This window comes from Flaviramulus sp. BrNp1-15 (assembly GCF_022259695.1).
In the GTDB taxonomy this organism is placed as follows: Bacteria; Bacteroidota; Bacteroidia; order Flavobacteriales; family Flavobacteriaceae; genus BrNp1-15.
Genome location: NZ_CP092099.1, coordinates 2617678 through 2639649 on the forward strand (window position 1 = coordinate 2617678; position 21972 = coordinate 2639649).

16 protein-coding genes are annotated in these 21972 nt (G+C 31.7%); 6 read left to right on the top strand and 10 right to left on the bottom strand.

What is annotated here, in order from left to right:
* Positions 1–2 precede the first annotated feature (2 nt).
* Positions 3–1190 carry a tRNA 2-thiouridine(34) synthase MnmA gene (mnmA, locus tag MBM09_RS11545; protein ID WP_238673881.1) on the bottom strand — a complete coding sequence of 396 codons (1188 nt, stop codon included), beginning with the start codon at positions 1188–1190 and terminating at the stop codon, positions 3–5.
* 178 nt (positions 1191–1368) lie between these two features.
* Here mnmA and MBM09_RS11550 point away from each other — a divergent pair, with 178 nt between their 5' ends.
* Entirely contained in the window at positions 1369–2766 is a 1398-nt protein-coding gene (locus tag MBM09_RS11550) for a fasciclin domain-containing protein (RefSeq protein WP_238673882.1), read from the top strand.
* A 247-nt stretch (positions 2767–3013) separates the two neighbouring features.
* Here the strand turns inward: MBM09_RS11550 and MBM09_RS11555 are convergent, their stop codons facing one another.
* From MBM09_RS11555 to MBM09_RS11565, 3 genes are all read right to left on the bottom strand, one after another.
* Complete coding sequence (locus tag MBM09_RS11555; protein ID WP_238673883.1) at positions 3014–3718, bottom strand: toxin-antitoxin system YwqK family antitoxin; 705 nt, start codon at positions 3716–3718, stop codon at positions 3014–3016.
* 124 nt (positions 3719–3842) lie between these two features.
* On the bottom strand, positions 3843–5735 hold the full coding sequence (gene yidC, locus MBM09_RS11560) for a membrane protein insertase YidC (RefSeq protein WP_238673884.1): 1893 nt from the start codon (positions 5733–5735) through the stop codon (positions 3843–3845).
* Positions 5736–5809: 74 nt separating this feature from the next.
* Complete coding sequence (locus tag MBM09_RS11565; protein WP_238673885.1) at positions 5810–7453, bottom strand: CTP synthase; 1644 nt, start codon at positions 7451–7453, stop codon at positions 5810–5812.
* A gap of 226 nt (positions 7454–7679) precedes the next feature.
* Here MBM09_RS11565 and MBM09_RS11570 point away from each other — a divergent pair, with 226 nt between their 5' ends.
* From MBM09_RS11570 to MBM09_RS11580, 3 genes are all read left to right on the top strand, one after another.
* Entirely contained in the window at positions 7680–8654 is a 975-nt protein-coding gene (locus MBM09_RS11570) for an NAD-dependent epimerase/dehydratase family protein (protein ID WP_238673886.1), read from the top strand.
* Positions 8655–8674: 20 nt separating this feature from the next.
* Positions 8675–10300, top strand: coding sequence for a sialate O-acetylesterase (locus tag MBM09_RS11575; protein WP_238673887.1), 1626 nt, complete (start codon positions 8675–8677; stop codon positions 10298–10300).
* A 116-nt stretch (positions 10301–10416) separates the two neighbouring features.
* Entirely contained in the window at positions 10417–11079 is a 663-nt protein-coding gene (locus MBM09_RS11580) for a hypothetical protein (RefSeq protein ID WP_238673888.1), read from the top strand.
* A gap of 61 nt (positions 11080–11140) precedes the next feature.
* On the opposite strand, the gene MBM09_RS11585 is transcribed toward MBM09_RS11580, so the two are convergent.
* From MBM09_RS11585 to MBM09_RS11605, 5 genes are all read right to left on the bottom strand, one after another.
* Positions 11141–11371 (bottom strand): DUF3820 family protein, encoded by a 231-nt coding sequence (locus tag MBM09_RS11585; RefSeq protein WP_238673889.1) that lies wholly within the window; start codon positions 11369–11371, stop codon positions 11141–11143.
* 61 nt (positions 11372–11432) lie between these two features.
* Positions 11433–11975 (bottom strand): DUF922 domain-containing protein, encoded by a 543-nt coding sequence (locus tag MBM09_RS11590; protein WP_238673890.1) that lies wholly within the window; start codon positions 11973–11975, stop codon positions 11433–11435.
* 39 nt (positions 11976–12014) lie between these two features.
* Positions 12015–13949, bottom strand: a complete 1935-nt coding sequence (locus MBM09_RS11595) for a LysM peptidoglycan-binding domain-containing protein (protein WP_238673891.1) — start codon at positions 13947–13949, stop codon at positions 12015–12017.
* A gap of 144 nt (positions 13950–14093) precedes the next feature.
* Complete coding sequence (gene guaA, locus MBM09_RS11600; protein ID WP_238673892.1) at positions 14094–15629, bottom strand: glutamine-hydrolyzing GMP synthase; 1536 nt, start codon at positions 15627–15629, stop codon at positions 14094–14096.
* Between the two features lie 62 nt (positions 15630–15691).
* Complete coding sequence (locus tag MBM09_RS11605) at positions 15692–17062, bottom strand: aminotransferase class V-fold PLP-dependent enzyme (protein ID WP_238673893.1); 1371 nt, start codon at positions 17060–17062, stop codon at positions 15692–15694.
* Between the two features lie 153 nt (positions 17063–17215).
* Here MBM09_RS11605 and MBM09_RS11610 point away from each other — a divergent pair, with 153 nt between their 5' ends.
* Together MBM09_RS11610 and MBM09_RS11615 are read left to right on the top strand one after the other, a co-directional pair.
* Entirely contained in the window at positions 17216–19081 is a 1866-nt protein-coding gene (locus tag MBM09_RS11610; protein ID WP_238673894.1) for a tetratricopeptide repeat protein, read from the top strand.
* 224 nt (positions 19082–19305) lie between these two features.
* Complete coding sequence (locus MBM09_RS11615; protein WP_238673895.1) at positions 19306–20256, top strand: cadherin repeat domain-containing protein; 951 nt, start codon at positions 19306–19308, stop codon at positions 20254–20256.
* A 59-nt stretch (positions 20257–20315) separates the two neighbouring features.
* Here MBM09_RS11615 and bshC read toward each other — a convergent pair whose 3' ends face one another.
* Positions 20316–21917 (bottom strand): bacillithiol biosynthesis cysteine-adding enzyme BshC, encoded by a 1602-nt coding sequence (bshC, locus tag MBM09_RS11620; RefSeq protein WP_238673896.1) that lies wholly within the window; start codon positions 21915–21917, stop codon positions 20316–20318.
* Between the last annotated feature and the right edge of the window lie 55 nt (positions 21918–21972).

Consider the following 21972-nt stretch of genomic DNA (forward strand, 5'->3'; position numbering starts at 1 on the left):
TATTATGAAATGACTCCAGAACCTAATAATTCATCGTCTTTGTACCAAGCAACAAATTGACCTTCGGTTATCGCAGACTGAAATTCTTCAAATTCTACATATAAACCACTACCCACTTTATGCAATGTAGCATTTTCTAAAGCTTGTCTGTAACGAATTCTAGCTTTAACCTGCATAGTTTCGTCTGTATTTAAAGCCAAGTCTTCACGAACCCAGTGTAATTCTTCATTAGAAACAAATAAAGCCTTTTTAAATAAACCAGGATGCTCTTTACCTTGCCCCGTGTAAATTACATTTTCTTCAACATCGGTATCAATTACAAATAATGGCTCTACGGTTCCACCAACCGCTAAACCTTTTCTTTGGCCTTTAGTGAAATAATGCGCGCCTTGATGTTTACCAACTATTTTACCATAATCAACTTTGTAATCAATTTTTCGAGATAAGAATTTCAGCTTTTCTTCTTCTGAATCAAAATGTGGTTGAACTTCATTAAATATATCTTGTTCCTTAGGAATTTCAACAATAACACCTTCTTTTGGTTTAAGTTGCTGTTGAAGAAAGTCTGGTAACTTTACTTTCCCAATAAAACAAAGTCCTTGAGAATCTTTTTTATCGGCTGTTGTTAAACCAATTTCTGAAGCTATTTGTCTTACTTCTGGTTTTGTTAATTCACCTATAGGAAATAAAGATTTTGCTAATTGCGCTTGTGATAATTGACATAAAAAATAAGATTGATCTTTATTACCATCTATACCTGCTAACAATTGATAAATGTCTTTCCCATTTTTTTGAATAGTTCCTTTTCTGCAATAGTGTCCTGTAGCAACATAATCTGCTCCTAGATCTAGAGCTATTTTCATAAAAACATCAAACTTTATTTCTCTATTACAAAGCACATCTGGATTTGGTGTTCTTCCTTTTTCATATTCATTGAACATATAATCAACAATTCGTTCTTTATATTGCTCACTTAAATCTACAGTTTGAAAAGGGATACCTAATTTTTCTGCAACAAGCATGGCATCATTACTATCATCTAACCACGGACATTCATTAGATATAGTCACAGAATCATCATGCCAGTTTTTCATAAACAAACCAATAACCTCATACCCTTGCTGCTTTAACAAATATGCAGCAACACTAGAGTCTACGCCTCCAGAAAGCCCAATAATAACGCGTTTCATTTTAATAAAATTAGTGTACAAAGATACATATAATTACAAGATTTCATATAAATCTGTAGACTCGAAATCATAGGTAAAATAATATTTTGTTTACTTATTTTAAAAAAAACTTAAACAAAATTTGGTTTTTTGTTTAAGTTTTTTATACTTTTGTTAAACAAATTTAAAAACCTTTAAAATGAAAACATTAACAGCTTTAACAAAAACTTTATTACTAGTTATGATGGTATCACTATCATTATCTTGTAATAATGATGATGACAACACAGTAATTGTTGATCCAGGACCAACAAATTCTATTGTAGAACTTGCACAAGCAACACCTCAATTATCAAGCTTAGTATCTGCTTTAGTAAAGTATCCTGACCTTGTAACCCTTTTAAGCGAAAGTGGAACTTACACCGTTTTTGCACCAGATAATGATGCGTTTGCTGCACTATTAACTGCCATTGGACAAACTTCTATCGATGATATTCCAGAAGATGTATTAAAGAATGTTTTACAATATCACGTATTTACAGCAGCTGCCGTAGAAGCTAGTGCTGTTACTACTGGCCCAATCACTATGGCTAATGGTGAAGAAGCAAATTTAGTTGCTGATAGTAATGGAGTTTCTATTAGTGGTGCAACAGTTACTACAGCCGATGTAGAGGGAACAAACGGTATTGTTCATATTATTGATAGTGTTATAGTTCCACCTTCTATATTACCAATAGTTGGTACTATTGTAGCTCCTGCTTATTTTAACAAAGATTTTACAACGCTTATAGCAGCGGTTCAAGCTGCTAATACAGACATCTTAGGACTACTTTTAGGGAATGGTCCTAGTGATGAAGGATTAACTTTATTTGCTCCAACTAATGCTGCTTTTGAAGCTGCTGGAATTACAGATGTAAATGGAGCTGACGCTGTTTTAGCATATCATGTTGTTGATGGAACAGTTATGGCTTCAATGCTACCGTCTACAACAGGTGCTGCTGCTGGTGTACCTACATTGGGAGGTGAAAATATTTATATAACAAATGCTGGTGGAGATGTTTCAATAAATGGAACAACTACAGTTGTAGCAACCGACATAGTTGGTTCTAATGGTGTAGTTCATGTTATTGATAGAACTTTATTACCACCAACGCAAACAATAAACGAAATAGTAGGTGATTTTGCTGGTGGTGATCCAGCTGAATTTACATTGTTGGCAGCTGCTTTAGCTAGAGCTGGTTTAGCAGACTTTTTTGCGGGTGATGGTCCATACACAGTTTTCGCGCCTGTAGATGCTGCTTTTGAAGCTGCTGGCTTAGATTTAGCAACAATAAATGGTGCAGAACCTTCAGTTGTTGCAGGAATACTAACACATCATGTAGTTCAAGCAAATGTAAATGTATTTTCAACAGATTTAGTTGATGGTAATGTAACTATGTTAAACGAGCAAGATGTTACCATTAGTTTAGGTGATCTAACTGTTCAAGACGCTTCAGGATCTGATCCTGCCGCAGGTTTAGTACCAAGCCTATTAAATGTTTTAGCAACCAACGGTGTTGTGCATGTAATAGATAAAGTTTTACTACCTAGTGAATAAATAATTAAAAAAACAGCGGCATAAATAACATGGTGGTTCAAGCAACTTTAAACGATACATACAATTTACAGGGCATTATCGCTGTTGATGTAATATAAAAATTGTATAACCAAAAACTATCTTTAAAGTTGCGACCCCACCATAAACATGATTTTAGATTATACTTAATAATAGTTAGTTTGGTTTGTTGATTGTAGGCAATATAGTTCGACTAAAAATTGTCTATGAAAAAGGGCTCCTTAAGAAATTAAGGAGTTTTTTTTATGTATTTAGGTTTATAAGTAAAATCCTTTTCTTCAACTAGTTTGTTATTTTCATAAAACTTCCAAATACCATGTTTCTTTCCTTTTTTATAAAAACCTTCGGTAATTAGCTCACCTTTTGGATTAAAAAACTTTGCTTCTCCATGCAGCTCGTCATTCACATAATTAAAGGATTTTAAAACTACATTTTTTTCAGAATACCATAAAGAAGAACCTTCCAGTTTACCATCTACATAGTTTTGTTTTTCTGCTATTTGTCCGTTTGGATAATACACCAAACGCTCGCCATTTAAATTACCATTTGCATTATAATGCTCGATAGTTAAAAGCCTATCAGAATTTTTTTGGTAGTATTTCCAAGTTCCTATGTAACGTTTTCCATTCATTTGTCCTTCGCTAATAAGTTTTCCATTGGAAGATAAAAACTTTACTTCTGCAATATTATCATTCTCATTAAATTGCTTAGTAGCCGTTAAGACAGCTTTATTTTTTATGTTTTTATAAAATTTAAAAAGCCCAACTTCTTTACCGTGTAAAAACTCGCCTTCGTATCTTAATACTTTAGTCTCATCAAAATTCTTTTTCCAAATTCCGTGGCGTTTTCCACTGGCATCAAATTGATTAATGTCTTGTGCAAATATGAAACTATAATTAATTAGAAAAATTAAAAAGCTATATACTATCTTCATTGTAAATTGTTTATTTCGCTTTCGCGGAATTTATAAATTATTAACGCTTGTATTTTTGTTTTCTTATAACAAAAAAGCTGCCAAAATAATCATTTTGACAGCTTTTTATAATTTGATATAAGATTTACTTACGTTTTTGTTGAGCTTGTTTTTGCTTTTCTGCCTGCTCCATCATTTCAGCCATTTTTTTCTGAAAACGCCCTTGTTTTTTTGGCTTCTTTTTGTTTTCCTGAATTTGAGCATGAATTTTATCTTCATCGAGAATATAGTTTTTAATCACTAAAATGATTCCAATACTAATTAAGTTAGATATAAAATAGTATAAACTTAATCCAGAGGCATAGTTATTAAAGAAAAACAACATCATTATTGGTGAGAAATACATCATATATTTCATCATTTTCGCCATATCTGGCATACCTTCCTGTTGTGGTTGCGTATTCATTTGTTGCCCCGTTGTTAAACGCATATAAAAGAATATAGCTATAGATGCCAATAACGGAAATAAACTCACGTGGTCTCCATAAAATGGTATATTGAATGGTAGGTTTGCCACCGTATCGTACGATGATAAATCGTCTGCCCAAAGGAAACTTTTTTGTCTTAAATCGAACGCCGAAGGGAAGAATTGAAACAACGCATAAAACACAGGCAACTGTATTAAAGCTGGTAAACAACCCGCCATTGGGCTTGCTCCTGCTTTATTTTGCAACGCCATAGTTTCTTGTTGCGCTTTCATTTTATTGTTTTTATACTTCTCACGAATTTCGTCTAATTCTGGCTTTAAAATTTTCATCTTAGCCTGAGACAAGAATTGTTTGTATTGTACAAAAGACAACAATATTTTCACTAAAATGGTCATAACTACAATAGCAATTCCATAAGGCATAAAACCACCTAAGAAACCAAATAAAGGCATGAAAACATAACGGTTTATCCAACCAAAAATACCCCAGCCAAATGGTACAATTTCATCTAAGTTTCTATCGTAAGCATTTAAAACCTTGTAATCACTTGGTCCATAATACCAATCCATACTTTGGTTAATTTCTCCACCTTGTAATTCTAAAGGAATTTTAGATGCAAATTGCTTAGTATAAACTGTATCAATAGCTTCGTCTTCAACTAAATTTTCAGTTTTAATCTGTGCTGTTTTAAAAGGCGTATCAGTTAATAAAACCGAAGTAAAAAAGTGTTGCTTATAGCCTATCCAAGTTATATCTTCAATTTCTTCATCTGCATCTCTTGCTCCTGTATAATCGTCTTTTCCATCTTCATATTCATAATGAATATCGGTATATCTGTTCTCGTAAGAGATACTTTTAGCATGACGATATCCTTTTAAATCCCAATCTAAATTAACAGCTTGTGAACTGTTTATAACATCGCTTAAACCTTGAGAACGGATTGTAAAATCCATCATGTAATCGTTATCTTTAATCTCGTAACGGTACTCTAAAAATTTACTTTCAGATACTTTGAGCTTCATAGAAACCACAGTTACATCGCCATTTTTGGTAACTGTAGGCTGAAATGGTAAATCTTTAGTATTTAAGATTCTACTATCTGTCGTTCCGAAATTGATATTGAAAGACGCATTATTGTCCTTAATTAAATAGATAGGAACAGAATCAAAATCAACAAACTTTTTTAGTTTAACCTCAGAAAGATAACCTCCTTTGTTACTAAATTTTAATGCTAACAAATCACTTTCAACACTTGTTTCTTCATTCGAAGATTTTAATGCTGAATATGCAAAAGCACCTAGTTTATTGTTTAATTTGATTAACTCAAGCGAATCCACATCGCTTCCAACTGCATAATCCTCTGCTGTGGTAAATTTGGTTTGTTCTAATTCTTTAGCTTTATTTTCTGCTTCAACTTGTTCTTGTTTTGCCTTTTCTTGCGCTTCAAGTTCTTCTGGCGTTGGTTGATTTTGCCAAAGCATATACATTAATATTCCAAAAATAAGTATGAAACCTATTACCGAATTAATGTCTAATTTCTTTTCTTCCATGTATTCTTTCCGTGTAAATTAAAAGATTCCTATAAAAAAACAGGAATGACAATAGTTTATCAAAAAACTATCCACTATTTATTTTGTGCCATACTGACACCTTTTTTCTTTTTTTTATGAGTTAAAGCTGCTTTTACAAATGCTACAAATAACGGATGTGGATTAGCAACAGTACTTCTATATTCTGGGTGATATTGAACACCTACAAACCAAGGATGCTCTGGCAATTCAATAATCTCTACCAAACCTGTATCTGGATTTAAACCAGAAGCTACCATACCAGCGGCTTCCATTTGCGCTTTGTATTTACTATTAAACTCATAACGATGGCGATGACGCTCTTTAATACTTTCTGCTTTGTAAATATCGCGTGCAGCGCTACCCATTTTCAAGTCACAATCCCAAGCACCTAAACGCATGGTTCCACCTTTATCTGTAATGGTTTTTTGATCTTCCATTAAATCAATTACAGGATTTTTTGTATCAGGGTTCATTTCGGTAGAATCTGCATCTGCTATTCCCAAAACGTTTCTAGCAAATTCAATTACTGCCATTTGCATACCCAAACAAATACCTAAGAAAGGAATTTTATGCTCGCGTACATATTTTACGGCATCAATTTTTCCTTCAATACCTCGCTCACCAAAACCTGGAGCTACTAAAACACCATCTAAATGAGATAATTTTAGTTTAATATTATCGCTATTTAAATATTCTGAATGAATAGACTCAATATTAACTTTCACTTCATTCTCTGCCCCTGCATGAATAAAGGATTCTAAAATAGATTTGTATGAATCTTGCAACTCAACATACTTACCAACTAAACCTATATTGATTTCTGATGTTGGATTTTTATGGCGTTTTAAAAACTTATTCCAATTTTCAATATCTGGCTTTGTACTTTTAAGATTTAACTTTTTAAGTACCACTTTATCTAAACCTTCTTCCAACATTAAATTTGGAACATCGTATATCGTTGAAGCATCAATAGATTGAATAACCGCCTCTTCCCTAACATTACAGAATAAAGCTAGTTTTTTACGTAAATCGTCTGGTAAATCATGTTCTGTTCTACAAACCAAAATATCGGCTTGCACTCCACTTTCCATAAGTGTTTTTACACTATGTTGTGTAGGTTTTGTTTTTAATTCGCCTGCAGCAGATAAATAAGGAACCAATGTTAAATGAATAACAATACCATTGTTTTCACCTAAATCCCAACGTAATTGTCGTACTGCTTCTATATATGGTAAGGACTCTATATCACCTACTGTTCCTCCAATTTCAGTGATAACTATATCATAATCTCCAGATTTTCCTAAAATTTGAACACGTTCTTTAATCTCATCAGTAATATGAGGAACAACCTGTACCGTTTTTCCAAGAAACTCGCCACGTCTTTCTTTATCTATAACACTTTGGTAAATTCGACCTGTAGTTACATTATTTGCCTGACTTGTAGGTACGTTTAAAAAACGTTCATAATGCCCTAAATCTAAATCGGTTTCTGCACCATCTTCGGTTACATAACATTCGCCATGTTCATATGGATTCAATGTTCCTGGATCTACATTTATATAAGGATCTAATTTTTGAATGGTAACCCTATACCCTTGTGCTTGAAGTAATTTAGCCAGAGATGCTGCTATAATACCTTTTCCAAGAGATGATGTAACACCACCGGTTACAAATATGTATTTTGTTGTAGTTGTCATGTTGCGCTTGTAAACGCAGGCAAATTTACAAAATTAAAATAGTTATTGGCGAATTGTTTTAGTTATTTGAAAGCAATTTTTCAACAAAAGACACTATCTTAGTTTTCTAACTTAAAAACCAAAATGAAACCGAAACAATTAAAATAATTATCAAACTTACCTTGGAATGATTATTTTAATTGACAAAGGTTACATGTGACCATTGAAAAACAATAAGAAAAAACACATGAAAGTACTATTTATTGGCGGAACTGGTATTATTAGTTCTGCATCATCAGAATTAGCTGTAAAACGCGGTATTGATTTATATCATCTAAACAGAGGTGAAAGCTTTAGAAAGATTGAAGGTGTGAAAACAATAATCGCAGATATAAGAGATTTTGAAGCTACCAAAAAAGCTCTTGAAAATCATAACTTTGATGCTGTTGTAGATTGGATTGCCTTTGAACCTGAGCATATTGAAAACGATATTAAACTATTTACTGGTAAAACCAAACAGTTTGTTTTTATAAGTTCTGCATCTATTTATCAAACACCACCAGAACGTTTACCAGTAACTGAAGACACACCGTTATACAATCCGGTTTGGGAATACTCACAAAATAAAATTGCATGCGAAGATTTATTACGAAAAGCATATAAAGAAAATGGCTTCCCATACACAATTGTGCGTCCTTCACACACTTACGACAAAACTTTAATTCCTATGGAAGGTGGCTACACCGTTTTACATAGAATGAAAAAAGGCTTACCAGTAGTTGTACATGGAGATGGTTCATCAATCTGGACATTTACTAATCATCGCGATTTTGCAGTTGGTTTAATTGGCTTATTAGGAAAACCAGAAGCCATTAACGAAGCTTTCCATATTACTAATAACGAATTATTATCATGGAATGATATTTACAGAATTATGGCAAAAGAAATGGGTGTTGAAGCTAAATTAGTCACAATACCATCTGAATTTATTGCAAAATACGATAAGAATATTGGAGATAGCTTACTGGGTGACAAGATGTACAGTATGATTTTTGATAATTCAAAAATTAAAAAATTGGTACCTGAATTTAATCCGCAAATATCTTTTCATGATGGTGTAAAAGAAATAGTTGCTTGGTATAACAAACCAGAAAATCAAATAGTTGATGAGCATTTTAATGCCATAACCGATAAAATGATTGCAGATTACAAAAGTCTTTAACTCTTAAGCTATATATTAAAATGACAACCTTAAAAAATAGTTTTTTAGCAAACTTATTCTTAATTGTTCTATTATTTTCTTCATTGGCAAACTCACAAACAAAAGACATTATTTATTTATGGCCCAATGAAGTTCCAGGAGAAAAAAAAGCAAAACACCCACCCAGACAAACTGATAATAGAAGTGGAAACGTTATACGATTAACCGATATTACAAACCCTACTTTAACAGTTTTTAAGCCTGAAAAGAGAAATGATTCTGATGTTGGTATTATTGTTTGCCCTGGTGGAGGCTATCAATATTTAACTGTAAATAAAGAAGGTTATGAAATTGCCGAATGGCTAAACACACTAGGATACACAGCTTTTGTATTAGAATATCGAGTACCAGAAAAACAAGAAGGTGCATTAAACGATATACAAAGAGCTATAAGAATTGTGCGTGGGCATTCAAAAAAGTATAACATTAACCCAGATAAAATAGGAGTTTTAGGGTTTTCTGCCGGAGGAAGTTTAGCCGCAAGAGCTTCAACTAGATTTACTACAGACTCCTACTCTAAAATTGATGATTTAGATAATCTTTCTAGTCGTCCGGATTTTTCAATACTTATTTACCCTGCATATTTAGATAAAGGAGAAAACCGAAGTTTAACACCAGAATTAACTATTACAGATAAAACACCTCCGTTTTTTATTTTTGAAACTGCCGATGACCCTTACGGAAATAGTGCTCTTGTTATGACTACTGCATTACGCGATCATAAAATACCTGTAGAATTGCATTTTTTACCAGAGGGCGGACACGGTTATGGTATGCGCCCGGGAAATATAGCTGCAGAAACATGGCCTTCTTTAGCAAAAAATTGGCTACATTCTATGTTTAAACCTAAACTGGGAAGAACTCAAAATTTTCCAAAAGAAGTGGTTTCTGCACATCCAGTTTCTAAAAAAAAGAAAACTTGGGTATTTCTACTAGCAGGACAATCTAATATGGCAGGACGTGGTTTTGTTGAACCGCAAGACACCATACCGTCCAACCGTATTTTTACAATAAATAAGCAGAATGAAGTTGTTTTGGCTAAAGAACCGCTTCATTTTTATGAACCCAATTTAACAGGTTTAGATTGTGGCCTTTCATTTGGTAAAAAGCTCTTAGAACACGTACCAGATGATGTTTCTATAGTGCTTATCCCAACAGCTGTTGGTGGCAGCCCAATTAACAAATGGATAAACGATTCTGTACACAGAGATGTACAATTGCTTACTAACTTCAAACAAAAAGTAGAAATAGGCAAAGGTATTGGACAAATTAAAGGTGTTTTATGGCATCAAGGAGAAAGTGATACTGGTAACTCTAATGGTTATCAAGAAAAATTAGGGGAGCTATTTTCTAAATTCAGAACAATAACAGAAGATAAAAGACTCCCTATTTTAATAGCCGAACTTGGAAGCTACTCTACAGATAATGAAAGTTGGCAAAATATAAATACTCAAATAAAACAGTATACTTTAACCGATAAACATACTTTTTTAATTAAAACTACAGATTTAAAAGATAAAGGCGATAAGATTCATTTTAATGCAGAAGGACAACGATTAATAGGAGAACGGTTTGCTATTGAATACATTACATACTATAAAAAATAGAAAATCTGCTCAACTTGACTATATTAAATTTTTCAGCTACCTTAGTTTAACGATTGATATAAGTCATTAAAGAACGACGTCATATCATCGCATTGGCAGTAATTAAAACAAACATTATGAATAAATTCAAAAATATTTTATCAATTTCTTTAATATTAATATTGACTTTAAGTTCTTGCTCTTCGATTAAGACATTAACTAACGGAAAACAAATTGATAAAAAACTTGTTGGGAATTGGGAAGGTTCTGAAAATGACAAACAAGTTAAGGGGCTAAAAAAAGAATGGCTGATGACAAGGGATGATGATGGAACATTTACACTAAATTTTAAAACTATTTACGATGGAGAAACCGATGAATTTATTGAAAAAGGAAACTGGTGGGTTGAAGGAAATAAATTTTATGAATATCATACAAATTCTGACAAAACTGATAGTTATAAATATGTTGTTCTAAACAAAGACCAAGTTAAATTTGAAATGTTTAATACAGATGTCGACTTTGAGGACAAAAATTACACTTTTATTGACACAAGATCTTCAAATGCAAAATCAAGAAAATCTGTCAAAGATGGTTTGTCTATAGAAAATGCAGTTAAGGTTAAAAGTATTGCAGAAGAGTATGAATTTGCCAGAAATAAATGTCAAGGTTGCCAATTGTTAGGTCAAGCATTAATTGAACACAAAGGAAAACCTTATGATGAATTAAAATTTAAAAAAGCAGACGGACAAGAGATTTCATATTATTTTGATATTTCATCATTTTATGGGAAATGGTAAAAAACTACTGCCAACACCGTATAAAAAAAATTGCTCGTTTTAGTTAAACGAAAATCAAAATTTATCTTTTAGGATATTGTTTTTTAATATTCCGTATTAAATCTTCTAATCCGTTTAATTTAAGCTCGTAAACCTGTGTAAGCATATCGCCTAACTTCCCTTTTGGAAAACCTTTGCTATGATACCAAACCACATAATACTCTGGTAAATCTATTAAATACCTGTCTTTATACTTGCCATAAGGCATTTTGGTATGTGCTAAATCAATTAAAAATTGTTTATCTGGTAACATAAATAAAAGATTTTATTAAACAGATTGCCACAGTCGTTCCTCCTTCGCAATGACGTAAGGTTTAATCAACAGATTTGTATTTTGAAAGTTTTTTAAGTTCTGTCTCAACATAAATTTTCCATTCTGCCTGCGTTTCAAAATTTCTGGAATAATCGGTTTCACTGTCGTACTTATTTTGCATTTGTGCAAGTTCTTTATTAATAGTATCGTGTAACTGCTTTAACTCACTTCTTATGCTATTAGATACTTTTAATTGGCTAATTCTTTGCCTAAATTTTCGGGTATGTAATTCGGTAATATCAAAATGTAATTGTTCGTGCCCTAACACATGATGATCTGCTAATTCTATTTTATACCAAGATTGCTCTGGATAAAAATGAGCGTGTACTTCGGTTGTAAAACTAACCACTTTATTACTATCGGTTTGCGTTATAGAAAATCCAAAAGTAATACCCGAAGCAGTTATAGCTACAGCACTAGATCTATTATTAGGTTGTGCTTTAAAATCGTTCCAGGATAATTTGTAAGATTCATTCCAGGAAATTACGGGTTCATCGTTATGAACACTTAAAAACAAACATATAATAAAGAAAATTCTAAGCACAGAAAAACTATTTTAATATAAAACGATAAGCTTAATTGCTTATTGCTTTACCTCAACAATAGTTAAATCGTCGTACTTTACAAGATAAACAGTATCGTTATAATACCCTCCAAAAAGCTTCTTTTTGTAAGCAAACTTATTTTCTACATATTCTGTTAAAGGTGCGTTTTTAACAGACATATATAAATCTTCTGATGATACTAATCGTAACACTACATCCATAGTTAAATCGAAGCCTTTAACAGCTCTTTTATTTGGTGTAATGTTATAAATTTTATCGTATTTTTTTACAAATGCGTTATTATCATTCTCGCTATACTCTTTTGAAGTGGTTGCAAAATGAAATTGTAATTTTGATAAATGGGTATTGTTTATTTGATCGCCTTCAAAAGCAGAATTAATATTAGTTGTAACCAGTACAATTTCTGAAGGTTCTTGCTCTACTTCCTCACTCACCCTTTTATGTAACGATGCTAAAACACTTGTAACGTTAGAGGCAAATCCTTCGTTTGTGGTTTCTATGAACACAATGTTTTTTCCCGGTTTTAAAGCATCTTCTATATCTTCTTTTGTGACAAAAAACTCGTCTTCTCCTTTTTTGTTCTTACGTGAAAATACTTGTTTAGCTTGATTAAACTCGCGCTTAAGATCATTAGCTATCGCTGAAGTTTTAGTATCAGAAATAATAATGATATTACTTATTAAACTATCTGCTCTAACAAAATTAACCACTTTGCTTTTCAATAAATCGGCTGATGGTTTAGACTGAAAAACATTATCGTAGAGTTTTAAATTTTCACCAATTGGAGAAATTACCGGAGTATTGTACACCCTTAATTCTGAAGCCACTTTGTTAAAACTATCTGGTGTTAATGGACCAATAACAGCATCAACATCTTCAAAATTATTTTCGTTAAGTATTTTATCTACTTCACTTACTTGATACTTAGTATCGTAAACATCAACTTTTAAAGAAATTCCAAGTGATTTTAAAGAATCTATTGCCATTAAAACCCCTGAATAAAAATCTAAAGATGCATTTAAATACGGGTCTTTTTTTATACTACTTTTTGTATCTGAACTATTATCAAAATCTACACGGTTTAATCTAAAAGGAAGCATAACCGCTATATGTTTTGTATTAAAATCTGAAATACTATCAATTAAATTAATACGCGCTGAATCTGCTTGAATAACACCATTAGCCAAATTTGAGTACGGTATTTTTAAAATCATACCGTTTTTTAAACCTGTTTCTGCCAAACCAGGATTTAGTGTTTCAATTTCAGATTGCTCTAAACCTAGTTTAAGCTTTAAACGGTAAAACCCTTCTTTTGGTAATACTTTGTAGTAGCTGTATTTTTCATCAACCTCTTTTACTTCTTCGGTTTCTATGTTTGGTACATTAATTACTTGTCCTTCTTTTAAAACCTCACCCATATCTGGATTAAGTATTTCTAATTCATTTACAGAAATTCCAAACTTATAAGCAATACGCCATTTACCTTCTTTAGGTTGAACAGTATATTCTTGTGTAAGAGGGTTTTCCTCTACAACTTCAGTAATTTTATAAATTGGTATTTGAATTTTATCACCTTTACGTAATGGATTTGCATAAAGGAACGTATTATGCTTTTTTATTTCATCTTCTGAAATATCATATTTTTTTGATAAGCTATAAAGCGTTTCTTTACGTCTGGTTTTATGCTCTCTAAAACCTTGTAACTCTTTTACAATAGTAACTTCTGGTTTATTAGCCTTAGAAAGTGGAATGATTAAAATAGTATTAGCTTTTAACTCATTTTTTGCATCTGGATTTAAGCCATAAATATCTGAAGGGGTTACATAATAACGTTTTGCTATACTTTCTACAGTTTCGCCTTCTTTAACTTGATGTGTGCTAAAATTTTGTGCATTAACAGAAGTAAAACTAAATGCTAAAACTAAAATAAATACTAATAAAAATCTGTTCATATTGTAATTATCTGCTTGATATAAATATAATAAAACCTGCTTAATTTAATTATATACGTTTGTTTTTATAATAAAGACGATTACTTCTTAATTAAAAAGCAAGCATATATTTTTACTATTACATATAGCATGCCAAAATGGAAATTATTCCCATTCAATAGTTGCTGGAGGTTTAGAGCTTATATCATATACTACTCTATTAACGCCTTTAACTTTATTTATTATATCGTTTGATGTTTTTTGAAGGAATTCGTAAGGTAAATTAACCCAATCGGCAGTCATTCCATCGGTGCTTTCAACAGCTCTAAGAGCAACACATTTTTCGTAAGTACGCTCATCTCCCATTACTCCTACACTATTTACAGGCAATAACATAGCACCAGCTTGCCACACTTTATCGTATAAACCCCATTCTTTGAGTCCGTTGATAAAAATATAATCTACTTCTTGAAGCATTTTTACTTTTTCAGCAGTAATATCTCCTAAAATACGAATACCTAATCCTGGTCCTGGAAATGGATGACGACCTAAAAGCTCTGGATCTATTCCTAAAGTAGCTCCTACTCGTCTTACTTCATCTTTAAATATAGCTCGTAGTGGCTCAACAATTTTAAGTTTCATAAAATCGGGTAATCCACCTACATTATGGTGACTTTTTATAGTTGCTGATGGTCCGCCAGTAGCAGAAACACTTTCTATAACATCAGGATAAATAGTTCCTTGTGCTAACCATTTAACGTCTTCAAGTTTATGAGCTTCGTCATCAAAAACTTCAATAAATGCATTACCTATTGCTTTTCGTTTTAATTCTGGGTCTTCAATTCCAGCTAAGGCATCTAAAAATCGTTTGGAGGCATCAACACCTTTTACATTAAGCCCCATGCCTTCGTATTGATTTAAAACATTTTCAAATTCATTTTTACGAAGTAAGCCGTTATTAACAAAAATGCAATATAAGTTTTTACCAATAGCTTTATTTAATAAAACCGCTGCTACTGTAGAATCTACACCGCCTGAAAGTCCTAAAACGACTTTATCGTTGCCTACTTTTTCTTGAATAGCTTCAACCGTTTCTTCCACAAAAGAATCTGGTGTCCAATCTTGGTGTAGACCTGCAATACTTACTAAAAAGTTTTCTAGAATTTGTTTTCCATCGGAAGAATGATATACTTCTGGGTGAAATTGAATCGCATAAGTTTCTTCACCATTAATTCTATAGGCCGCATTTTCAACATCGTGTGTACTCGCAATTAGAACCCCATTTTCTGGTAGTTTTTTTATGGTATCACTATGACTCATCCAAACTTGACTTCCCGTATGAACATGAGCAAAAAACGGTTCATTACCTTTAATAAACGATAAATTTGCACGTCCATACTCGCGTGTATTTGAAGGAGCTACTTCTCCACCAGAAAAATGAGCCAAGTATTGAGCGCCATAACATACAGCCAATAATGGTTTTTTACCTCTTATTTCTGATAAATCTGGATGTAAAGCCTCTTCACCTCTTACTGAAAACGGGCTACCAGATAAGATTACAGCTTTGTAATCTTGAATGTTTGTTGGAATTTTGTTGAATGGATGAATTTCGGAGTAAATGTTGAGTTCCCTAACTCTACGGGCAATAAGTTGTGTGTATTGCGATCCGAAGTCTAAAATTAATACCTTGTCGTGTTGCATGCGCAAAAATAGGAATTGATTTTTTATTGACGAATTAGGTTATATATTTTTTTTATTAATTTTTAATTCATTGATTTTAAAATCAGTTTTATATCTTTTTCTGTGGTATCAGGGTTTATAAAACAAAATCGTGAAACAGTTTCAAATGTATTGCCGTTTTTCCATTTTGTTGGAGTTACAAGCGCAAACCCTTTTCTATGGTTTTCGTATGTCCAATGTTTATAGTCTTCTGGTTCCCAACCAATTCTTCTGTATAACACACAAGATAAACTTGGTTCTCTAACTAATTCTAAATTAGGATTCTCTTTAATCATTTTGCCCGCTATATTCGCTAATTCAATGCCGCGTTCTACAGCTTCTTTATATCTATTTGTGCCATGAGTAGCCAATGAAAACCATAATGGCAACCCTCTAACCCTTCTTGTTAATTGTATTTGGTAATCGGTTGGATTGAATCCGTGTGCCCCTTCATCTTTAAAAATTTCTAAATAAGAACCCTCTTGAGAATGCGCTTGTTTTGCTAATTCTGGGTTTTTGTAAATGACTGCGCCACAATCGTAAGGTGAAAACATCCATTTATGTGGATCGATAGTTATGCTGTCTGCTTTTTCTATACCTTTAAACAAATGCTTTACTGAATCTGCTACCAAAGCTCCACCTCCATATGCTGCATCTACATGAAACCAAAGGTTTTCATTTTCACAAACTGTTGTAATATCTTCTAAATCATCAATAATTCCAGCATTTGTTGTTCCTCCTGTTGCAACTACTGCAAATAAACATTTGCGTTGGTGTTCTGTTAAATTATTAATAGTTTTTTTTAGATCTTCTCCTGTTAAATGTTCTTCTGTATCTACTAAAATTATATCTACATCGGCTACTTTCGCCATCGCTTTTACAGATGAATGTGCTCCAATTGATGTTATTATTAGTCCTTTTTCTCTTTTGTAGTCTTTATTTTGTCTCCAATATTCTCTTGCTGTTACTATAGCTGATAGGTTAGCTGCAGTACCTCCACTTGTAAATACACCAAAAGCTCCTTCTGGCAGTCCTGTTAAAGACACCATCCATCTCATAGCTTCGTTTTCACAAAAAATACCGCCTGCTCCTTCCATCCAATAAGCTCCATGTATGCTAGAAGCAGATGTAACCAAATCGAACATTATTGCTGCTCTGGTAGGTGATGCTGGCACAAAAGCTAAATGCCTTGGATGGTCTATAGGCACATTGGCTTTCATTAGGTGCTTTTTCCATAAATTAAATGCAAATTCGCCTCCTATTCCCTTTTCTGTAACAGTTTCTCCGACTAGCGCTTTTAATTCTTTTTCACTTTTTGGCTTTCCAATTTTATTATGTGTTGACGATATTCTATCTATAGCATATTTCATGACATCTAAGGTCATTTCAACTAAATCTATATCAATTTTGTGCATTAATCCTAAGGTTTAAAATTGTTTACTAAACACTATGTAAATTTAACATTAACTGATGGATTACAAGTACTAAGTCCTTAATATTAAGTAAGCATTTGATTTACAGCAATCAAATAATTACTTTTATAAAAAAACACTAACCAACCTTTGATAATGAAAAAGATTTTTATCATTTTACTATTTCTCATAACTCCATACGTTTCTCTTTCACAAAACACAAAACTTATAGATAGTTTAAAGCTTGAACTAAAAAACAGAAAAGTAGATGATACCGTAAAAGTTAGTATTCTAATTAGTTTAAATGAGAAACTTAAGTACTCAAAACCCGAAGAAGCCAAAAATTATGCACTTAAAAGTCTAGAAATCTCTAAAAAAATAAACTATAAATTCGGTATCGCTTCTGGAAATATGCACATTGGCGACCATTACCTAAATAGAAATCAAAATGATTCTGCACTACACTATTACAATATTTCAAAAAAATATTTTAAAGACATTAATTATATAAGAGGTCTTATTTTTGTGAATCATGCTATGTCCATTGTTAAAGAGTCTACTGGAGAATTAGATAAAGCTATAGCCATTACCAGAGAAACATTAAAACTAATTAATGAACATGAAGAGGATAGCGATTCAAAAACAAAATTTATAGGCGCACAACATGACGCACTCTCTATTAGATATACAGAAAAAGGGAACTATAAAATTGCACTTATTGAAGCTTTAAAAGCCTTAAAATGTTTTGAAGAAATAAACGACGACTATAGAAAAGCTGGAGTTTTACAACAAATAGGTCAAATAGAAGCCAGTTTAAAAAACTACAAAACTTCAATTAAATACTATAAAGAAGCTATAGATATTTTTAATAAAGAAGAAGAAATATGGTCTTTAACCTATGCTAACATTTCTCTAGGTGCAGCTTATCAAAATTTAGAAGATTATGAAAAAGCTAAAAATTGCTTTGATGCCGCAATAGATTATGCAAAAAAAGTTGAAGATAAAATGGCTCTTGCCGAAGCCTTAAATTCTTTGGCTTCACTAGAATTAATTAACAAAAACTATTCTAAAGCAAAACAACTGTTATTAGATTCTAAGGAAATTTCAGAAACAGAGAATTTACAACTAAGTCTAGCTAATACCTATCAAAATTTAGCAGAAATAGAGTACTACAACAATAAATATTCAACCGCTTTAAACTATAATGATGAAGCTATAAAACTTACAAAACCCAATAATGCTTTGCCATATTTAAAAAGATTTTATGGGTATCGCTCTAAGATACTTCAAGCGCTAAAAAAATATGATGACGCTATTTTTTATCTAAACGAATCTCAAAAAATTAGTGATAGCCTATATTCAGTTACAAAAACACAACAATTAGAAGAATTAAAAACCATTTACGAAACCGAGAAAAAAGAGCAAGAAATCTTACTTCAAAAAAATGAAATTGACCTTTTAAAACAAAAAGGAGAAATAAATAATCTTTATAAAATTTTATTTGGTATTGGGTTTTTACTGTCACTAATTGCATTTTATGCTGTTAGACAAAAATTAAAACGGAGTAAGATTGAACGTGAAAAATTAGATTTAGAACTGGATTTTAAAAAGAAAGAGCTCACCACACATGCTTTACACCTTGCAAAAAAGAATGAAGTTTTAGAAAGTTTAAAGCAACAAGCAAAAGATTTTAAATCTTCTGAAAATAGTGTTAAAGGTTACAATCAATTAATTAGAACCATTAATTTTGATTTAAAAGATGATAACAACTGGGAAAACTTCAGTAAATATTTTGAAGAAGTACATAAAGATTTTAATAGTAATGTAAAACAACAATTCCCTAATGTAACTCCAAATGAATTAAGACTTATGGCTTTATTAAAAATGAATTTATCTTCAAAAGAAATTGCTAATATCCTTAACATATCTCATGAAGGGATTAAAAAAGCACGCTACAGGCTCCGTAAAAAATTAGGGATCACCACTGAAGATTCTTTACAAGACCTTGTGTTTAACCTTTAAAAGCAGGCTTTCACTAAAGGTGTCCACCATTTGTCCTTGGTATTAAATTATATGTCCACGGTTTGTCCATTACAAAATACAAATCGCATAAAATCAATACATTAGGTTTGTTGTGTCATTAATTTGGCAATACAGTTTTGTGGTGTCTTGCACTGGTTTAGGCTGCAGATATAACCTGTTGCAAGCGCTACAAAAACCAAACATTAACCACAAAACAATGTATTATGAAAAATTTATTCAAATTCGCACTTATTACAATGCTTATAACTTTATGTATATCGTGTAGCAAAGATGAAGAAACATTTATACCGAGTGCAAGCGATATTAATTCTACTATTGATGAAAATCCATCAACTGGAACAACTATTGGAACTGTTGCTACCAATTTAACTGGTACTCTAAATTACAATATTGTATCAGAATCTATTACAAATGCTTTCTCTGTTAATAGTAGTGGTGTTATAACTGTAAAAGATGCTTTAGTTTTTGATTATGAGGCCACAACAAGCTTAACAGCTACTGTTTCTGTAACTAATTCATCAGAAACAGCAACTTCCAAAGTAAGTGTATCATTAAATGATGTAGACGATATTATGTCATTTTTATCAACTTCTAGATCTGCTTATGAAGCTGCCACTAATAATAGTTGGATTCAAATTACTTCCGAAGAATACAATAGTCTTGCCGAATCCTTAAACCAAGTTTTTAGATCTGGAACAACAGAAGAAGAATACAACCACTCAAATACCACCCAAAACTCAGGAGGAGGACTTTACACCATAACCAATTCGCAACAGCCACCAATGCCAACAGGTAGTATTGTTTTTGCATTTAGATACAGAACTACAACAGGAGGTTCAATTTCTGGGAATAAAGTTAAACTTTCAAACACTAGTAACAACAGTGGTTTTGAAGACATAGGTACTGTATTACCTGACCATAATGCAATAGAAGACGATGTCTTTTTTGTTCTAAAAGGAAATGATGTAAAAACAACAGCAGAAGGTTACATAGCTATAATGATGGCTTCTGGAAACGGAATAGGTTATAAAACCATTTCTGGAAATGACACTTTTAATGTAGGTTTCGATGACGGCCCTGAATTAAATGATTCTAGAAGTGGAGCTAAATTTTTATTTCAAGGTTTAAGTAGTACGCAAAAACAATGGGATTAAGTTTTAGTTTTTGAGTTAGTTAGTTAAAAAAAGACTGTGCGAAAAAAGCACGGTCTTTTTTATAAAGTTATAATTGAAAACTCATTTTTTAAGGGTTGTAAACTTTCACTCAATTTTTTAATTAGCAATTCACCGTGTTCTAAATAGAATTCTGAAAAATTTGATTGTCTTTCTTGTAAGCTTTGATTTGGAAATAATTCATTTTGCAAATCTGTCATTCTTGAAACATAATCTGCCAATTTTCTTTTTTGAGCTTTTAACAAACGTTTTTCAAGACTCTCTAATCCTTTTAATTGCTTTGTTTCTTGAGCTTTTACCGCTCCTAAAAAAGACTTATCAGTTTGTTCTGCTATTTTATATAAATCTTTAAATTGTTCTTGTAAATATTTTTTTTGTGGTGAAAAATCTATGTCAAGATTAGATATTTCTCTTACTTTCTTATTGATAAACAAATCTCTTCTTAAAAATAAATCTTCATTAGAAATATTTAAATTTTCGAGTTTTTTATGCTGACTCTCTTTTTGAAGTAACACCGAATTTCGCAACAATAATATAGGAAAAGGCACCTCAACTTTATTAAAGTACGTTTTTAATTGAAACCAATAAGCCAACTCTCCACCACCACCAATATAACAAAGGTTAGGTAAAATGACTTCCTGATACAAAGGTCGCATTATTACATTTGGAGAAAAACGTTCTGGATGTTCTGAAACTTCTTTTAAAATTTCATTCTTGCTCCAAGAAATATTAGTATTTAAAACTTTGTAGACCTTGTCTTCAACAACAATACGTTCTCTTGAATTATCGGTTAAATAAAATAAATTAATTTCTCTTGGGTTTACCTGTATTTTATAATCTTCAGGCAATTCATTAATTTGTTTGTTGGTTTTAGAAACAGATTTAAAAGATGTTTGATTAAGTAATTCTTCTTCAATAAAAGGGATAAATTGTTTCTTTAAATCAACATTATCAGCATCAATTATAACTAAACCATAATCTTTAAATAATTCATTTACCAAAAAACGTGTAGCTTCGGCTAAAGTTTCATGTTTTAAATATGCTTCTTTGAAAAGCGTTTTTAAATACACAGCATTCTTAGAGTTTCCTAATTCGCTGGAATACACTTTAAAAACACTTTCTAATTCCTTAGTTAATAATCTACCTACACCTCCACTTGCATCTTTATTCCACTGTATTTTTTTTCCTTTAAAATTGAAAAAATTAATCTCATCAAAATCATGATCTTCAGTTGCCATCCAATAAATTGGCACAAAATTATATTCTGGATAAGTTTCTTTTAATTGTTTAGTTAAATTAACTGTAGAGATAATTTTATACAAGAAATAAAGCGGACCTGTAAATAAATTAAGTTGATGCCCAGTAGTAATTGTAAAGGTGTTTTCAGATTTTAAACTTTCAATATTTTGAGCGGTTGAACTGGAAACTTCAATACCCTTATTTTGATTTAAAAGAATATTGGAAAGCAATTCCCTTGTTTCCTTTTTAAAAGCATTATGCTTTTCTTCTATTTGGGATTTAAAATTCTCTATGTTCGGGAATCGATTGTAAAATGGTTTTAAATCTGAATTTTGTTCTAAATAATCACATATTAATGATGAGAAATAGCCCGTTTTGTTGAAAGGAATACTGTTTTGCTGCATATTCAAAATAAAAATCATGTAAATATACAGCTATTCTATTTTTTGAAATCTAAAA